The organism is Sulfurimonas sp., from assembly GCF_026988655.1.
Lineage (GTDB): Bacteria > Campylobacterota > Campylobacteria > Campylobacterales > Sulfurimonadaceae > Sulfurimonas.
The window spans coordinates 1-14,635 of the sequence record NZ_JALSKT010000039.1 but is presented as its reverse complement, the minus strand read 5'-3'; the positions used below and the strand labels follow the sequence as shown (position 1 = coordinate 14,635).

The following is a 14,635-nucleotide window of genomic DNA, read 5'->3' as shown; positions in this document are numbered from 1 at the left end:
TATTTGCTCTTTGCTGAAGTTGGGGTTATTTATGGAGAGGTACTTATAAGAAGCTCTTTTAAATGCCCTTTAATCAGGTCAATATCACAACGCTCATAATACCTTTTCATCGTTACACTTTTATTCATAACGGACCCCTTTTTTCATAGTATATAACGAACAAGCTTAAAGAAGAAAAGCGAAGGTTTTCTTTTTCTAAGAATTTTTCGATAAAATACTATAAAATATAATATAAAGATTTTCCATGAATATACCTACAGATTTATTAAAAAATAAAAAAATTCTTCTTGCAGTGACTGGCTCTATTGCTGTTTACAAATCTCTCGAACTTGTAAGACATTTCGTTAAAGCGGGGGCAGAGGTTCGTGTTGTTATGAGTCCTTCAGCAAAAAAGTTCATCGCTCATCTTACATTTGAGACACTATCATCAAACCAAGTGCTCGATGATAGCAATGAGTCTTGGGCAAATGATCATAATCACATTAAAATCACAGAATGGGCAGATGTCATGGTCATAGCACCAGCGACTGCAAACACACTTGCAAAACTTGCCAACGCAATAGCTGACAATATCTTGCTACAGTGTGCCCTCGCATTTAGTGGTATGAAAATTTTAGCTCCCTCAGCAAATACAAATATGCTTGAAAACCCAATCACACAGGCAAACCTTAAAATGCTCGGTATTGCAAACTACACTATTTTAGATACGCAAACAAAAGAACTTGCTTGTAAAACCGTCGGTGATGGAGCAATGGCAGAAGCTTTAGATATTTTCTACCAAACAACGCGAGAACTTTTAAGAGATGAGTTTTGGATGGATAGACGCGTGATAGTGACGGGTGGAGGCACAAGAGAAAAGATAGATGATGTGCGTTATATCTCAAACTTTTCGAGTGGAAAGATGGCATCTTCACTTGCAACAGCACTCTATCTCAAAGGGGCCGATGTCAATCTTATAGCAACAAGTTTTGATGCAGAATTACCAAAAAATATGCATAAAATTGAAGTAGAAGATTCCCAAGAGATGCTTGAGTATCTCATTGATTCTATCCGAATCTCTAAAAAAGGAAAACTCTCAAAAGCCACGCTTATAAGAGATGAACACATTCATGTTATTCAGAAAAAACCTTACCTTTTTATGGCTGCAGCTGTAAGTGACTTCATCCCTGCTTTTCCACAAGAAGGAAAACTTAAAAAAGATGCACTTGGCAAAAACTGGGAACTCTCACTGAAAAAGAATGTGGATATTTTAAAATCTATCGACAAAGAAGGCATCACAGTCCTAGGCTTTAAAGCTGAAATGGATAGAGAAAATGCTAAGCTAAACGCAGTAAATATGCTTGAACAAAAAGAGCTAGATGCAGTCTGTCTTAATGTACTTCGCGACTCTTCAAGTTTCGGAAGCCAAACAAATGAAGTAGATTTTATCACAAAAGAAAAAGATATCTTGATACCAAAAGCAGACAAACTCTCAATATCTTTTGAAATCATAAACAACGCAAAAGCGTTACAAGAGTAGCTTATGAAAAATACAGTAAAACATATAGCCATCATCATGGATGGTAACGGACGCTGGGCAGAGATGCAAGGCAAAAAAAGGGTCAAAGGGCATGAAGCAGGTGCTAAGGTTGTTAAAGAACTGACAACGTACTGCTCTAACAATGATGAGATAAAAAGACTTACACTTTATGCATTTTCTACTGAAAACTGGAAAAGACCACGTTTAGAGGTAGAATTTCTCATGAAACTCCTAGAGCGATACCTAAAAAATGAACTGCCCTCTTACTTAGAAAACAATGTAAAATTTGAACCTATCGGTGATATCAGAGCTTTCTCAAAATCGCTTCAAAAAACCATCAAAATGGTTGAGGACAAAACAGCTCATTGTGATGGACTTGTGCAAAGTCTTGCACTCAATTATGGTTCACAAGATGAAATCCTCCGTGCAGTAAACTCTCTCAAAACAACAAAAGAAGACATCACCGCAGAGATGCTCAACAATGCACTTGACTGTAAAGAGGATGTGGATATTCTCATCCGAACTGGTGGAGATGTACGTCTTTCAAACTTCTTACTTTGGCAAACAGCCTATGCCGAACTCTTTTTTATAGATAAATTATGGCCAGATTTTAGCAGTAAAGATTTAGAAAAAATCATCTCTAAATTTAAAAAGGTTGAGAGACGATTTGGTGGTCTCAAATGATTGAATTCTCAGTTGCTTTCATTTTCGGACTCTTATTTGGTTCATTTTTAAATGTTGTTATTTTACGTATTCCTAAAGATGAAAGTATAGTTTTTGGCGCATCGCACTGTACTTCTTGTGGGAATAAGCTCAAGCCTTGGCATAATATTCCTCTTTTTTCATGGCTCTTTTTACGTGGAAAATGTGCTTTTTGTTCAGAAAAAATTTCTCTGCAATACCCTCTTATAGAATTTGCTTCTGCGTTAATATTTTTAGCACTTGCGTACAAGTTTGGACTTGCCTTACCTGCATTTTTCATCGCTATGAGTTTTTTAATGCTTCTAGCTCTTTCGGTGATAGATTTAAAGTACAAAATGGTGCCTGATTCATTAAATCTTTTAGCGATATTTTTTGCAATTATCGGCGCTTGGAATATTAACGCCGCTGTAATGAACTTAGAAAACGCCTTACTTTTTACCGGTGGATTTACTCTACTGCGTTTCGCGCTCTCCTATTACTTAACCTCCTCCGTGAACCGTGCAGGAAATAAAACAAAAACTTCATGGAACAAAAACTTCGATAGAACACCTTTCATCGAAGCAATGGGAGAGGGAGATATCATGGTTGCTGCAACCATGGGTGCTTTACTCGGAGTAAAGCTTGGTCTTGTTGCTATCTTTCTCTCAGCACTTCTTGCCATGCCTGTGATGCTTTTTGTCATGAAAAAATCAAAAGAAGAACAACGCGTTCCTTTTGTGCCTTTTTTAGCGATGGCGACTTTCATCGTTTATATGTTTGACTCACCTATCATGTCTTATATTGAGGCGAACTATTAATGGATATACTGAGAAACTATATACTTAGAAACTTCTCTTCCTTGTTTCTTTCCATATTTCTACCACTGTTTGCCATAGCTTCTGTCATCTTCTTGATAAAGCTTGCAACCTATACAGCGATTATTCAGTTAAATATTTTCGAGATGACCAAACTTTATTTATTTGTCCTTCCTGAGATACTTTTTTACACCCTGCCTGTGACATTTTTTATAGCGTCCACACTTTCGCTTGCGCGACTCTCAAACGATAATGAGATAGTTGTCATATTTTCACTTGGGATTAAACCTGCCTTTATTGTCAAAACATTTTTCAGGCCAGCCCTTTTACTCACCATAGTTTTACTATTTGATTTTTTTATCATCTTTCCGCATACACAAGTGCTCTCAAGTAACTTTATTTCTTATAAAAAAAGTGAAGCAAAGTTCAACCTTGCTGCAAGTGAATTTGGAAATAGTTTTGGAGACTGGCTACTTTACCTAGGTGGAAAAAAAGATGATGGCACCTACTTTAAAGTATTTTTATTTAACAAAAAAGGAAAAGAAGAGGTATTGATCTCTGCACAAAAAGCACAGATAATTAATGATTCTGGAATACTTAGACTCAAACTCACAGATGGTGAGGGCTATCGGTATTCAAAAGATAAACTTGCTCAAATTGATTTTAAAACAATGATGATAAACGATACGATGAAAACTCGCTTAAAAACATACAAAAAGCCACTTGAGTACTGGATGTCTGAGCATAAACGCAAGAAAAAAGAACGCATCTTTGTGACAAATTTCCTGCTCAGTGTTTTTCCTATCATATCGCTCTTTTTTGTTGCTTCTATGGGTATCGTTCATGTAAGACATCAAAAATCACAAGTATATTTATATCTTTTCCTCTCTATCGCTATATATTATGGTCTAGCACTAGGGCTAGTAAAAGCTTTAGTATTTTACACCATACCGCTGGTTGTTTTGAGTGTGCTTTTGGGTACTTACTTTATATATAGAAAAACTATCGTCAATAAATTCTAATGAAGATAGCTTTTACTCTAGCCTATAACGGCACACATTTTCTAGGTTCTCAAACACAAAAAGAGACAAAAGATACTGTCCTTGGAAATGTGGAAGCAGTCTTAAAACAACTCGGTATTCACAAGCGTGTAGTTGCAAGTGGGCGAACAGACAAAGGTGTTCATGCAACAGCTCAAGTGTGTCATGTTGAACTACCAGAATTTTGGAGGGACTTAGACAAACTAAAACATGTTATGAATGAGATGCTACCAAACGCAGTAAGTGTTCAGAGGCTAAACGCAGTAGATGAGAACTTTCATGCACGATACAGTGCAAAAAGAAGAGTCTACAGATACCTCATAAAAACAAAAAAACCTAATCCTTTTGAATATGACTTTGTGACCTTTATTGAAAATGTTGATTTAAAAAATATACAAAAAAAGATACAACTCTTTGAGGGCGAACATGACTTTATACAGTTTATGAAAACCGGTAGTGATGTCACATCCACAACACGTATAATCTACAAAGCTTTTGCTTATCAACACCATAATACTATTGTCTTAAATTTTGAAGCAAATGGGTTTTTAAGAAGTCAGATACGCCTTATGGTTGGCGCACTTTTGCAACTTGATTCACAACAAATTCAAGAACAACTCACTTGCGTTCAAACACACAAAATCAAACCTGCTCCTCCAAATGGTCTCTATCTTGCTAAAATAAAATATTAAATTTATTCTTTTTTCGTTACACTTAGAAAAACTAAAAAAGAGAAACAAATGTTTGAAGATGTAAAGATGCCTGAGGGCATGAACCCTGAGACTTTAGAACACTTAATGAGCCCAAAAAACTATGGAAAATTAGAAGATGCTGATGGTGTTGGTGTGGCACTTGATGAGAAAACAAAAGAGTATGTGATTTTTTATACAAAACTTGATTCTGACATCATCAAAGATGTAAGATTTGCAACAAATGGCTGTCAAGATACTGTTGTGATCGGTTCTATGTTTACTGATATGATTATCGGCAATGATATAGAATATGCTAATGGTGCAGTACAAAAGATGCATGAAAAACTAGGCAAACTCTCAGCGCAACAACAAATCTGTGCTGATATTGTTTTTACTGCGTTTATTGCTTCACTTAAAAATATCGAACATAAACAAAATGGTGAAGATGAAGAGTTACATGTTCTTAAAATGAAAGATAGTTGTGAAGCAACTGGCATGGAGCAAACAGATGAAAAATAAAACATATCAAAAAAAACATGAGCTTTGGCTCTCTATCCTTTTTGCCTCTTTCGCAATTAAAGATGAAGCTATCAAATCTCGTTTATATGACTTTTCACAAATCGCTTTTCGTCATATGAAATGGCTTGGTGAAGAAGCTTTAGAAAATGGCGAAGATTACAATTATGACAGAGATATGCTACTCATGAAACGCAGCAGTGTATTTGAAGTCCTAGAAGCTCTTCAAGAAGATGTAAAAGCTACACAAGCATTTTATCCAAAAAATATTTTGGGAGAACGTATCAAAACAGATGATGCCTATCTACTTGAATATCTCTCACAAATTCTCAAAAAAGAGGAAAATAACAAAGAAGTTACTGCGTTTAACATGAAAAGAGAGTGGGAAGATAAAAACCTTTCACAAGACCAGATAGATGCTATGACGCTCTTTTTGTTTGAAGAGTCGTATAAAGAATATGAACTCATTTTAATCTATGCATATATGCAAGCAAGAACAAAGGATGCTTTGCATTTTAACGTTTTTCAAGATCTTATAGACGAATCTCACTTTCACTTGAAATCTTTTGGCAATATGATGGCAAAACTTGGTATCTTAGCACTTCCAAGAGAATTGCACGAGAGAACATATATTGTAAATGATTTAAACACTTTTGTAGTCGATGGCATCGCTGAAGAAGAAGCAGCAAAAGTTATGTGTAAAGAGTTAAGTGATGCGATAAAAGATGAAGGACTCTCAAAATTTTTCGACTTTATAAACTACCAAGAGAGTTATCATATCGAACTTATGAAGAAGCTTTTATAGAGCTTCTTTTGTAGATTTTATATCTTCTATAAAGATAAAAAACAATAAGTCCTATAGTTAACCCCACACTATCAGCCACTACATCAAACCCAGAAAAATCTCTCCCAGGAATAAATGACTGAACAATCTCAACCTGAACGCCAAAAGCTAAAAGAATCAACACTTTCATCTTTCTAGATAAATGTTTATACGCAAAACTCAGTAAAATATAGAGTGTCATAAAAGCGATGAAATGATTTGCCTTATCCCAACTATGCTCTATCACTTTTATCTGCTGCGTTGTTGTTGCCAAATACTCGATGCTTAGCAAACATCCATAAAACATTGCTTTGTAGAGTTTATCCATTGTTTATTACCTTATTTATTTTTTGTGTTACTTGCTCATCCCAAAGTAGTTCTTTGTGACTTAAATCATCATGTTCTTCATAAAAGGTCAAATTTTCAATATGCCCTTTTAAATTTCTAGAGTTTTCAATATAAACAGTTTTATCATTTTTGCTTACAAAGAGATAGGTATCTGCTTTGACTGAAGCGACATACTCTGCTGTAGGAAATTTATATTTCAAAAATTTTGAGACATATTTCAAGTATGAAAATTTCACTTTTACCATCTCATAGATAGAGTCAAAAGCACCTACTAAAAAGAGTGCTTTTACCTTTCGTTTTGTAGCGACAAAGGCAGCGATATTTGAGCCAAGAGAAAATCCCAATAGATAAAAGTCACCATAATGTTTTTGTACCATATCAGCGATTTTGAGTCCATCTTTTAAAAGATTTTTCTCATTTGCACTGCCTTGACTTCTTCCATATCCTCGATAATTAAATGTTATCACTCTTACTGTAGGATATGTCTGAGAAAGCTTATCTATCAGGGCTACCCCGTCATGAGAGCGTCCAACAAAGACAAGTAAGGTTTGCACTGCGTTTAGCGGTTCATAAGCAACACATTCAAGTTTAACACCATCATCAGTTTGAATCTCCAAATATTCACAAGATTTACATATTTTTCGATCTTTGATGTAAGTAGGAGAAAATATCATAAAATGCTGCCATTGATAAAAAGCAAATATAAAAATCAAGAAAGTAAAGAGTAAAAAAAGTATATATATCATTTTTCTAATGCTAGCATATTTTTATGGATCACTTTTGCAGAAGGAACAACCCCAGACGAGAGATCTAAATGGACATCTTGGTCATCAAAAAATATATCAGCACCAAAAGCTTCTAGTACCTCATACTTTTCACTACCACCAAGAAAAAAAGCTTCATCAATCCGAACATCCCATACATTTAAAGTTTTAATCACTCGCTCATGTGTCGGTGCACTGCGCGCTGTCACAAGTGCTGTTCGTATAGGAGAACTCTCATCCTTAAACTTCTTTTGAATCTTAGCTATTGTGAGTAAAAGTTTGGCAAATGGTCCTTGCTTCATTGGACTGTCTTTATTCTCTTTTTCATGAGCGATAAAGGCATCAAGACCTTTTTGCTTATAAATCAGCTCTGATTCTTGGGAAAAGAGTACAGCATCACCATCAAATGCAATCCGCACCTGATCACCAAGCGAAGCGTGTATATCATGCTCTGAGGGCAAAATCTTTGCAGCAGCAACACCATTTGCTATGGCATTCATCACATCATTATCATCAGCACTTAAAAATAGATCCACTTTAAAAGCTTTGAGATAGCTAGAAGTATCTCTACCACTCGTCCAGCCACTTCTTTGAATGTCAAGTTTATACTTATCTATAGCATGCGTGATGCGTAAACTCGTTCCAGCATTGTTCTTGGATAAAATAATCACCTCGACCTGCTTCTCATCTGCGGCAAAATAATTATTAATCTTGAGTAAATTATCTATAAGTCTATACCCTGTCCCTTTTTCTAAAGGCTCATTTTCTTTTTCTAGTTGGTATTTATAATATGCAGCAAGTCCTTTTTCTTCAAAAACACGATTTTCATCTTCGAGCTTAAAAAGTGCTCGAGAACTAACGGCTACGACTAACTTATCTTCGAGATTATATGCCATAAAACTATCCTTCTTTAAATGCAATTGTAACATAGAAAAAAAACAGATATAATTCCATAATTAAGAGAGGATAATAAATGCAAGTATTTGGTAAATTTTCGACAAACTTTGACATGGACTACTTAGTTGAAGAGTATATGTACATTAACGAGAACGAGGATGAAAGAATCACAGTAGATGATTTGAATAATATGCTCAAAAAAAAGCGTAAAAGTGTAGCCGGAACAGTGTTTCTTTACAACCCGGAGGTAAGTCCTGTTGGGTTTAAAATGAGTCGCTTTTTACAAGAAGATGGATTTGATAAATATGATGAGTTTGTTGCACTCAATGAAACACCAAAAGATTACGTTCTAAACGCAGCTTTTAAAGAGCACTATAAAGGAAAACTCGTTGAGATACGTTACCTTTTTAACTACAATAGAGAAAATATTGAGCCAACGCCTATCATAGAAGAGTTTGATGCTGACTTAGACAAGATAACTTCTACACAGTTTACACGTTATGATAGACATCTAAATTATATAGATATACCAAATATCAGACTCAGTGGCAAGTTTGTCTTTTTAGGCATGACAAATAAATATGACAGACATCATAAAGCCATCATTGCGTATGCACAAGCACTCTCACAGCACATAAACAAGCTTGATAAAAACCTTGTCTTTATGTATGACAGAAACTATGATCCTGATGAGTGTATACAAAGAGCCTACTTCCTCTCACCATTTGCAACAGGAAAAGGAAGAGAAATCCGCGCAAATGCTATGAAAGAGATCTTTAAACAACTCCCTCCAAAAAGCTACCAAATAAAGTAGCTGAGGAAGTCTGAACTCTTATCTTTTATACAAACTATTTGCTCTTTGCTGAATTTGGGATTATTTATGGAGAGTTACTTATCTACAATTGTATTACAAAAAGTATAATTGAACCCTCTGAACAATTAAGCAAATCCACTTAACCTCTTTTAAACCAACAATTTGCTAAAATAAATATACTAAGAAGCCAAGTTAGAGGGAGAAATGTGCAACTAAGTTTTTTTGACCATGCGATGAAATACCACGGTGGGAAGAAGAGTATGAAGTTTCTAAATGAGATGAAAGAGATAATTCCATTTGAAGCAATAGAGAAGATACTTATTGAAAAGAATGTATATAAGCCAAACAAAGGCAAGACAGGAAGACCATCTATCCCATCAAAGATACTTACAGGTTCACTCTTTTTGCAAAACTGGTATGGATTGTCAGACCCAATGACAGAAGAACTTATACATGACCGTATAAGCTTTAGAAAGTTTCTTGATATCAGAGATGAAGATACAATTCCTGATGAGACTACAATTTGTAAATTCAGAAATAAACTTATCAAAGAAGAACTACTTGGCGATATATTTGACGAAGTTAAAAAGATGATGGAATCTAAGAGACTTATACTTAACGAGGGAACCCTCATAGATGCTACACTCATCCACTCAAGCGAACCAAAAAGAAAAAAAGATGCTACAGGGAAAGTCATATCAAATGAAGCCCATGATAAAGATGCGACTTACACTTCAAAAAGAGGACATAAACACCATGGACTAAAAATGCATATAGCAACTGATACAAACGGTATTATCAAAAAAGTGATAGCAACAACAGCATCAACACATGACAGTACTCAGTTCGATGCACTTACAGAGAAAGAAGACAAGGCTATCTTTGCAGATAGTGGCTATATGCAAAAAGCAAGGAAGATAAGCCTAAGAGCAAAAGGTGTATTCGCTGGTATAGTTGAGCGAAGAGTAAGAGGTCAATCAAGACTAAGAGCCAAACAATCAAGAAATAATACAAGATTCTCAAAAATAAGATGTTTAGTGGAACTACCATTTGCATTTATAAAACACCATATGGGTTGTAAAGAAACACGGTATCTAGGAATAGAGAAAAATCAACAACACTTCTTTATGTTGGCTGCTTGTTATAACTTACGAAGAACACCTGCACTGATGAGAGCAAGAAACTGATATAAAACAGTAAAAATAGAGACCAATACTGTAAATATTAGTAAAAATGTAGGCATATCTTTTAAAAACTCACTTCAAAATTAAAAGTGAATTTTTAAAATGCTAGAATATCAAGGAGAAAAAAGAATCAGTTGGCTTGTTCAGAGGGTTCAATTAATTAAGTATCTTGAACTTCAACTATTTAATTGGGTAGAAGTGAAGATTTACCTATTGTCTTCTAGCCCACCGTGCAAAAAACCTTGCTGGGATGATTTTTTTATCTATCGGTACTGCGTTTAGAATGTGGTTTTTTAAGATATTTGCTAGATATGGGGCTAGTACAAAACCATAGCCGCCACTTCCATTTATCATATACAGATTCGGATAGTATGTAAACGCAGTAAAGTCTGGTTTTTTCTGCTCTAACATTCTTCGTGTGAGCGTTTGCATGGTTTCGCATGAGAGAACTAAAGAACCAACTAAAGGCATATAGTCAGACGAACCTGAGCGTAATCCCATATAATCTTTTACTATTTCTACATCTTCTAAGTTTAAAGTTTTTGAAGCTTTTTCAAGGAGTTCACGCCTGCCCTCTTCTTTATCATAAGGTTCTTTATTTATTTGAGGATGATAATGCACATTATGTGTCGCACCGATAGCAAGCTTGTTCTCTTTTGTTGAAGATATAGAGACAAACTGATGGATTGAGTAAGGATTTTGTGTTGTCGTTTTGACATCAATGCGATGCCCCCATATACCACGGATGGGAATGTATGGCTCTTTGATAAGCGCCTCATAAGCACCCGTAGCTAAAATGACATTTTTTGCACTATATGTTTCATTGATTAGCCAATAATCATCTTCAAAAACGAGTGTTTCCACATTTTCTGCTACAAACTTTGCATCCTTTGCCATTGCGACACAAACGCCTTGAGCATCAACAACGCCTGCATGTAAAGATATCTTTTCTCTTTTTTTTGCTTCTTCATTTAAGTTGTCTAAAACTTCATCAGAAATATTTTCTAGTTGAAAGTCACTATCTTTTTTAAAATGTCGCAGGGCTTCATCTTCTTGTTCATCTTTTGCAATATGAAGGAGTTGTGCTTTCGTAAAATAGTTGGGAAAGTTGCTATCGTAGTATTTGTAAGCATAGCTAAACGCAGTGTTTATGATTTGTTTTGTGTCACCAGACTTCGTAAAACGAGGCGAGATAAAAGCACCGGCTGCGCCACTTCCACCGCTTGCTATAGCTTCTTTGTCAAAGAGAATAACACTTTTACCCTCTTGAGTAAACTCATACGCCACACTACAGCCGTTGATACCGGCTCCAATAATGGCTATATCATACATTTTATATGCTTACTTCTTTAATGTCTGCAATTTTAAGAATACTTTTATAGATAGAAGCTACAAGTGCTTTTCTGTTGTTTTTAACTTTTTCATCTTCTGCGTTTACCATAACATTTTCAAAAAATGTATCAAGTTCAGGTTTTAAACCAAGAAGCGCATCAAGTTCTTCTTCATAAGTATCATAATTTTTTGCTGTCACTTCTTTGTATTTTGCAAAGAGAGTTTTTTCTGCTTCATCTTCAAGTAAGCTTTCATCTACAGATAAGTCAGCATCTAAGTTTATCTCTTTTGTGATGTTTGCCACACGTTTAAAAGTAGAAGAGACTTCATCAAAACCTTCAGAACTTACTAAAGTGTTCAGTGCTTCTATCTTACAACCAAGAGCGAGGAGTTCTCTCTCACCAGATCCTAACACTGCTTCAATGATAGAAGGATTTACTTTATAGTATCTTTTGATACGCTCAATGATGAAGTTTTCAAGCTTTTGCAAATCTATCGTATCATAGTTCGTCGCAAGCTCTTTAAGAGAAGTAACTATGTCAAATTCAAAACCGTATTCATTTACAATACGAATGATGCCATTAACAGCACGACGAAGAGCAAAAGGGTCACGAGATCCAGTTGGAATTTCATTGACAGAGAAAAGTCCAAGAAGTGTATCTAGCTTGATACTCATAGCAACGATAGCACTCAACGCTGTAGAAGGCAACTCACTCTCTTCTCCATCCGGAAGATACTGCTCTTTTATGGCAAGTGCTACAGCATCACTCTCTCCTGCTTCTTTTGCATAGTAGTAACCCATCAGTCCTTGAAGTTCTGTAAACTCATAAACCATTTCACTCATGAGGTCAGCTTTGGCAAGTTCTATAGCTCGGTTTAAATCTTCTTCTTTTGCATCTGGCTTGTAAAGGGCAAAAAGAGCATTGGCAATTTTACCCTCACGTTTTATCTTGTCAGCAACACTACCAAGACCTTTAAAAAATGCAACTTTTTCAAGTCCTTTTGTAGTTAAGCCATTTTTTAAATCATTATCATAGAAAAATAGACCATCAGCTAAACGAGGACGAAGTACACGCTCATTGCCCGATATTACTTCACTAAAGTCATCCGTTAAAGCATTGGATACTACAACAAACTTATTAATAAGTTTTCCATCTTTAAAGACTGGAAAATATCTTTGATGTTCTTTCATAGAAGTGATGATAACTTCAGGAGGAAGTCTTAAAAATTCTTCATCAAAAGAACCAAGGAGTGCTGTTGGATTTTCGGTGATTGCTACAACTTCTGCAAAAAGTTCATCATCTATCTCGACATCTACACCATTATCTTTTTCGATATTTTTCATATCAGCAAGGATTTTCTCTTCTCTTTGTTTTAGAAAAAGTGTTACACCACCATTTTTTAAAGTCTCAAAGTAATCTTTTGCACCCGTAATTTCTACTGAGTTGAAGTTTGCTATACGGTGGACTCGTGTCGTTTTTGCAGAATCCACTCCATACATATTCATAGGCACAAGCGCATCATCCAAAAGAACATTGACCCATCTTATAGGACGAATAAAACTTTCATGTAAAGCACCCCAGCGCATAGACTTGCCAAAGTTTAGAGATTTAATCCATGCAGTGATAATTTCAGGAAGTAAATCTTGTGAAGCTTTACCTTTAACATCTTTTTTATAATAAAGAACTTCTTTACCACCCTTCTTTGTCGTAGAAAGCTCAGCTAAAGTTACACCACATTTACGTGCGAAGCCCTCTGCTGCTTTTGTAGGTTCTCCATCTTTATAGGCAACTGCCATCGGTGCACCAAAAAACTCTTCTACACTGTCGTCTTGCTGCGTTTGAAACTCTCTATGCCACATTACGAGACGGCGAGGCGTATAGTAAAATTCAAATTCACTTAAAAGAGAATGTTTCTCTAAAATATCTGCATATTTTTTTTCAATATTCTTCATCTCTTTTAACAAAGGAACCGCAGGAAGCTCTTCAACACCGATTTCGATTAGTAATGGTTTCAACATATTTTTACTCTTTATCTATTAATTGTCGCGATTTTATCTATTTATTGGTTAAAAACTTGTTAAAATACTGTACAAAAAGGATGACAATGAAAAAAATAGCACTCTCACTTATCTTAGGACTGAGCCTTTATGCTTCAACCATACACCAAGCAACAGTAGAAGAAACACTCAACAGCGGTGGTTATACATATATGAAAGTAAAAGATGGTAATGATATTTACTGGATTGCCATGACACAAAGAGATGTCAAAGTCGGCGATAGTATCAAATACAATGAGCAAGGATGGATGCAAAACTTTCATTCTAAAACACTCAATCGTGATTTCGCGAAGATACTTTTTGCCGGTGATGTAGAGACTCAGACACAAGCCCAAAAGATGCAAAATATCAAACCAAACATCATGACTTCAAAATACAAAGAAAAAAACACCATGACCATAGCTGAACTTTTCAAAAATCGTGATGCTTTAGTCGGTAAAAATGTTACGGTAAAAGGAAAAGTCACAAAAGTTTCTTTAAACATCATGAAACTTAACTGGATTCATATTCAAGATGGCAGTAGATTTTCAAATATGGATGATTTAGTTTTTACAAGTTCAAAAGCTGCACCAAAAGTTGGTGATATTGTTTATGCTATAGGGACAGTTGTAAAAGATAAAGACTTTGGGTATGGTTATTTTTATCCATTAATCATTCAAGACGCTAGTTTTAGTAAATAATTTTTAAAACTATCTTAAATAAGAGAGATATACTCTTGTTTATGATGTTCCTAAAAGTTTTTATACTACAATACTATAAATAAATCAAAACACAAGGAATTAATATGCCAAAAATTAACAAATATGTTGATATTGACACAGTAGAAAGAGAAGCAAAAAAGGATCTTATTGATCGTCACTCACCATTTATCACAGTAGCTGGTGTAGCAAAAAAAGGCGAAATGCTAGCAGTAAATGTTAAAATGGGTAACGAGTATACTCATCCAGATGATTTCGATCACTACATCGAATCAATCACACTTTTCAATGGTGAAACTAAATTAGCGATGGCTACTTTTGTACCAGGAACTTTAGGTAATGAAAAATCTCATGCTGAAGTAACTTTCAACATTCGTCCTACAGGTAAAAAACTTAACCTTGTAGCACATGGTTACTGTACTAAACACGGTATCTGGGAGTCAACTCCAGTAG

The 14,635-nt window shown here is 35.2% G+C and carries 16 protein-coding genes and 1 pseudogene; 12 read left to right on the top strand and 5 right to left on the bottom strand.

Annotation, left to right across the window (positions count from 1 at the left end; all coding sequences use genetic code 11):
• Positions 1 to 244 precede the first annotated feature (244 nt).
• Genes coaBC through MV052_RS03620 form a run of 7 tightly spaced genes read left to right on the top strand, consistent with a single transcriptional unit; the run spans position 245 to position 6,068 of the window.
• The gene (coaBC, locus tag MV052_RS03650) at positions 245 to 1,519 is read left to right on the top strand and encodes a bifunctional phosphopantothenoylcysteine decarboxylase/phosphopantothenate--cysteine ligase CoaBC (protein WP_297441084.1); all 1,275 of its coding nucleotides are present in this window, start codon (positions 245 to 247) and stop codon (positions 1,517 to 1,519) included.
• Between the two features lie 3 nt (positions 1,520 to 1,522).
• Positions 1,523 to 2,203: a di-trans,poly-cis-decaprenylcistransferase gene (locus MV052_RS03645; protein ID WP_297441082.1), complete on the top strand. Its 681-nt coding sequence runs from the start codon at positions 1,523 to 1,525 to the stop codon at positions 2,201 to 2,203.
• Complete coding sequence (locus tag MV052_RS03640) at positions 2,200 to 3,018, top strand: A24 family peptidase (protein ID WP_297441080.1); 819 nt, start codon at positions 2,200 to 2,202, stop codon at positions 3,016 to 3,018. The genes MV052_RS03645 and MV052_RS03640 overlap by 4 nt, the downstream gene beginning before the upstream one ends.
• Positions 3,018 to 4,037, top strand: coding sequence for an LptF/LptG family permease (locus MV052_RS03635; RefSeq protein ID WP_297441078.1), 1,020 nt, complete (start codon positions 3,018 to 3,020; stop codon positions 4,035 to 4,037). Before MV052_RS03640 ends, MV052_RS03635 begins: the two co-directional genes overlap by 1 nt.
• Positions 4,037 to 4,747, top strand: coding sequence for a tRNA pseudouridine(38-40) synthase TruA (gene truA, locus MV052_RS03630; protein ID WP_297441076.1), 711 nt, complete (start codon positions 4,037 to 4,039; stop codon positions 4,745 to 4,747). Before MV052_RS03635 ends, truA begins: the two co-directional genes overlap by 1 nt.
• A 48-nt stretch (positions 4,748 to 4,795) precedes the next feature.
• Positions 4,796 to 5,266, top strand: coding sequence for an iron-sulfur cluster assembly scaffold protein (locus MV052_RS03625; protein WP_297441073.1), 471 nt, complete (start codon positions 4,796 to 4,798; stop codon positions 5,264 to 5,266).
• Positions 5,256 to 6,068: an iron-binding protein gene (locus MV052_RS03620; protein ID WP_297441071.1), complete on the top strand. Its 813-nt coding sequence runs from the start codon at positions 5,256 to 5,258 to the stop codon at positions 6,066 to 6,068. The genes MV052_RS03625 and MV052_RS03620 overlap by 11 nt, the downstream gene beginning before the upstream one ends.
• On the opposite strand, the gene MV052_RS03615 is transcribed toward MV052_RS03620, so the two are convergent.
• Positions 6,049 to 6,414 carry a VanZ family protein gene (locus MV052_RS03615; RefSeq protein WP_297441069.1) on the bottom strand — a complete coding sequence of 122 codons (366 nt, stop codon included), beginning with the start codon at positions 6,412 to 6,414 and terminating at the stop codon, positions 6,049 to 6,051. The genes MV052_RS03620 and MV052_RS03615 overlap by 20 nt on opposite strands.
• A pseudogene (locus MV052_RS03610) lies at positions 6,407 to 6,928 on the bottom strand (alpha/beta fold hydrolase); the annotation flags it as partial. The pseudogene MV052_RS03610 and the gene MV052_RS03615, both read right to left, overlap by 8 nt.
• On the opposite strand from MV052_RS03610, the gene MV052_RS10340 reads away from it, so the two are divergent.
• The gene (locus tag MV052_RS10340) at positions 6,884 to 6,979 is read left to right on the top strand and encodes a hypothetical protein (RefSeq protein WP_366089057.1); all 96 of its coding nucleotides are present in this window, start codon (positions 6,884 to 6,886) and stop codon (positions 6,977 to 6,979) included. The pseudogene MV052_RS03610 and the gene MV052_RS10340 sit on opposite strands and share 45 nt — an antisense overlap.
• A 197-nt stretch (positions 6,980 to 7,176) precedes the next feature.
• Here MV052_RS10340 and MV052_RS03605 read toward each other — a convergent pair whose 3' ends face one another.
• Positions 7,177 to 8,094, bottom strand: coding sequence for a 5'-nucleotidase (locus MV052_RS03605; RefSeq protein WP_297441065.1), 918 nt, complete (start codon positions 8,092 to 8,094; stop codon positions 7,177 to 7,179).
• Between the two features lie 77 nt (positions 8,095 to 8,171).
• Between MV052_RS03605 and MV052_RS03600 the strand changes: the two genes are divergently transcribed.
• Both MV052_RS03600 and MV052_RS03595 read left to right on the top strand, forming a co-directional pair.
• Entirely contained in the window at positions 8,172 to 8,909 is a 738-nt protein-coding gene (locus MV052_RS03600) for a hypothetical protein (protein WP_297441063.1), read from the top strand.
• A 206-nt stretch (positions 8,910 to 9,115) separates the two neighbouring features.
• A complete protein-coding gene (locus MV052_RS03595) occupies positions 9,116 to 10,096 on the top strand; it encodes an IS5 family transposase (protein ID WP_297441061.1) in 981 nt (326 codons plus the stop codon).
• A gap of 207 nt (positions 10,097 to 10,303) precedes the next feature.
• Here the strand turns inward: MV052_RS03595 and MV052_RS03590 are convergent, their stop codons facing one another.
• Positions 10,304 to 11,425 carry an FAD-dependent oxidoreductase gene (locus tag MV052_RS03590; RefSeq protein ID WP_297441059.1) on the bottom strand — a complete coding sequence of 374 codons (1,122 nt, stop codon included), beginning with the start codon at positions 11,423 to 11,425 and terminating at the stop codon, positions 10,304 to 10,306.
• 1 nt (position 11,426) lies between these two features.
• Positions 11,427 to 13,445 (bottom strand): glycine--tRNA ligase subunit beta, encoded by a 2,019-nt coding sequence (gene glyS, locus MV052_RS03585; RefSeq protein ID WP_297441057.1) that lies wholly within the window; start codon positions 13,443 to 13,445, stop codon positions 11,427 to 11,429.
• Positions 13,446 to 13,531: 86 nt separating this feature from the next.
• Here glyS and MV052_RS03580 point away from each other — a divergent pair, with 86 nt between their 5' ends.
• Both MV052_RS03580 and MV052_RS03575 read left to right on the top strand, forming a co-directional pair.
• Positions 13,532 to 14,164, top strand: a complete 633-nt coding sequence (locus MV052_RS03580; protein WP_297441055.1) for a hypothetical protein — start codon at positions 13,532 to 13,534, stop codon at positions 14,162 to 14,164.
• Positions 14,165 to 14,268: 104 nt separating this feature from the next.
• Positions 14,269 to 14,635: class II SORL domain-containing protein (locus tag MV052_RS03575; protein ID WP_297441053.1), on the top strand; the 367-nt coding region annotated here is incomplete at its 3' end.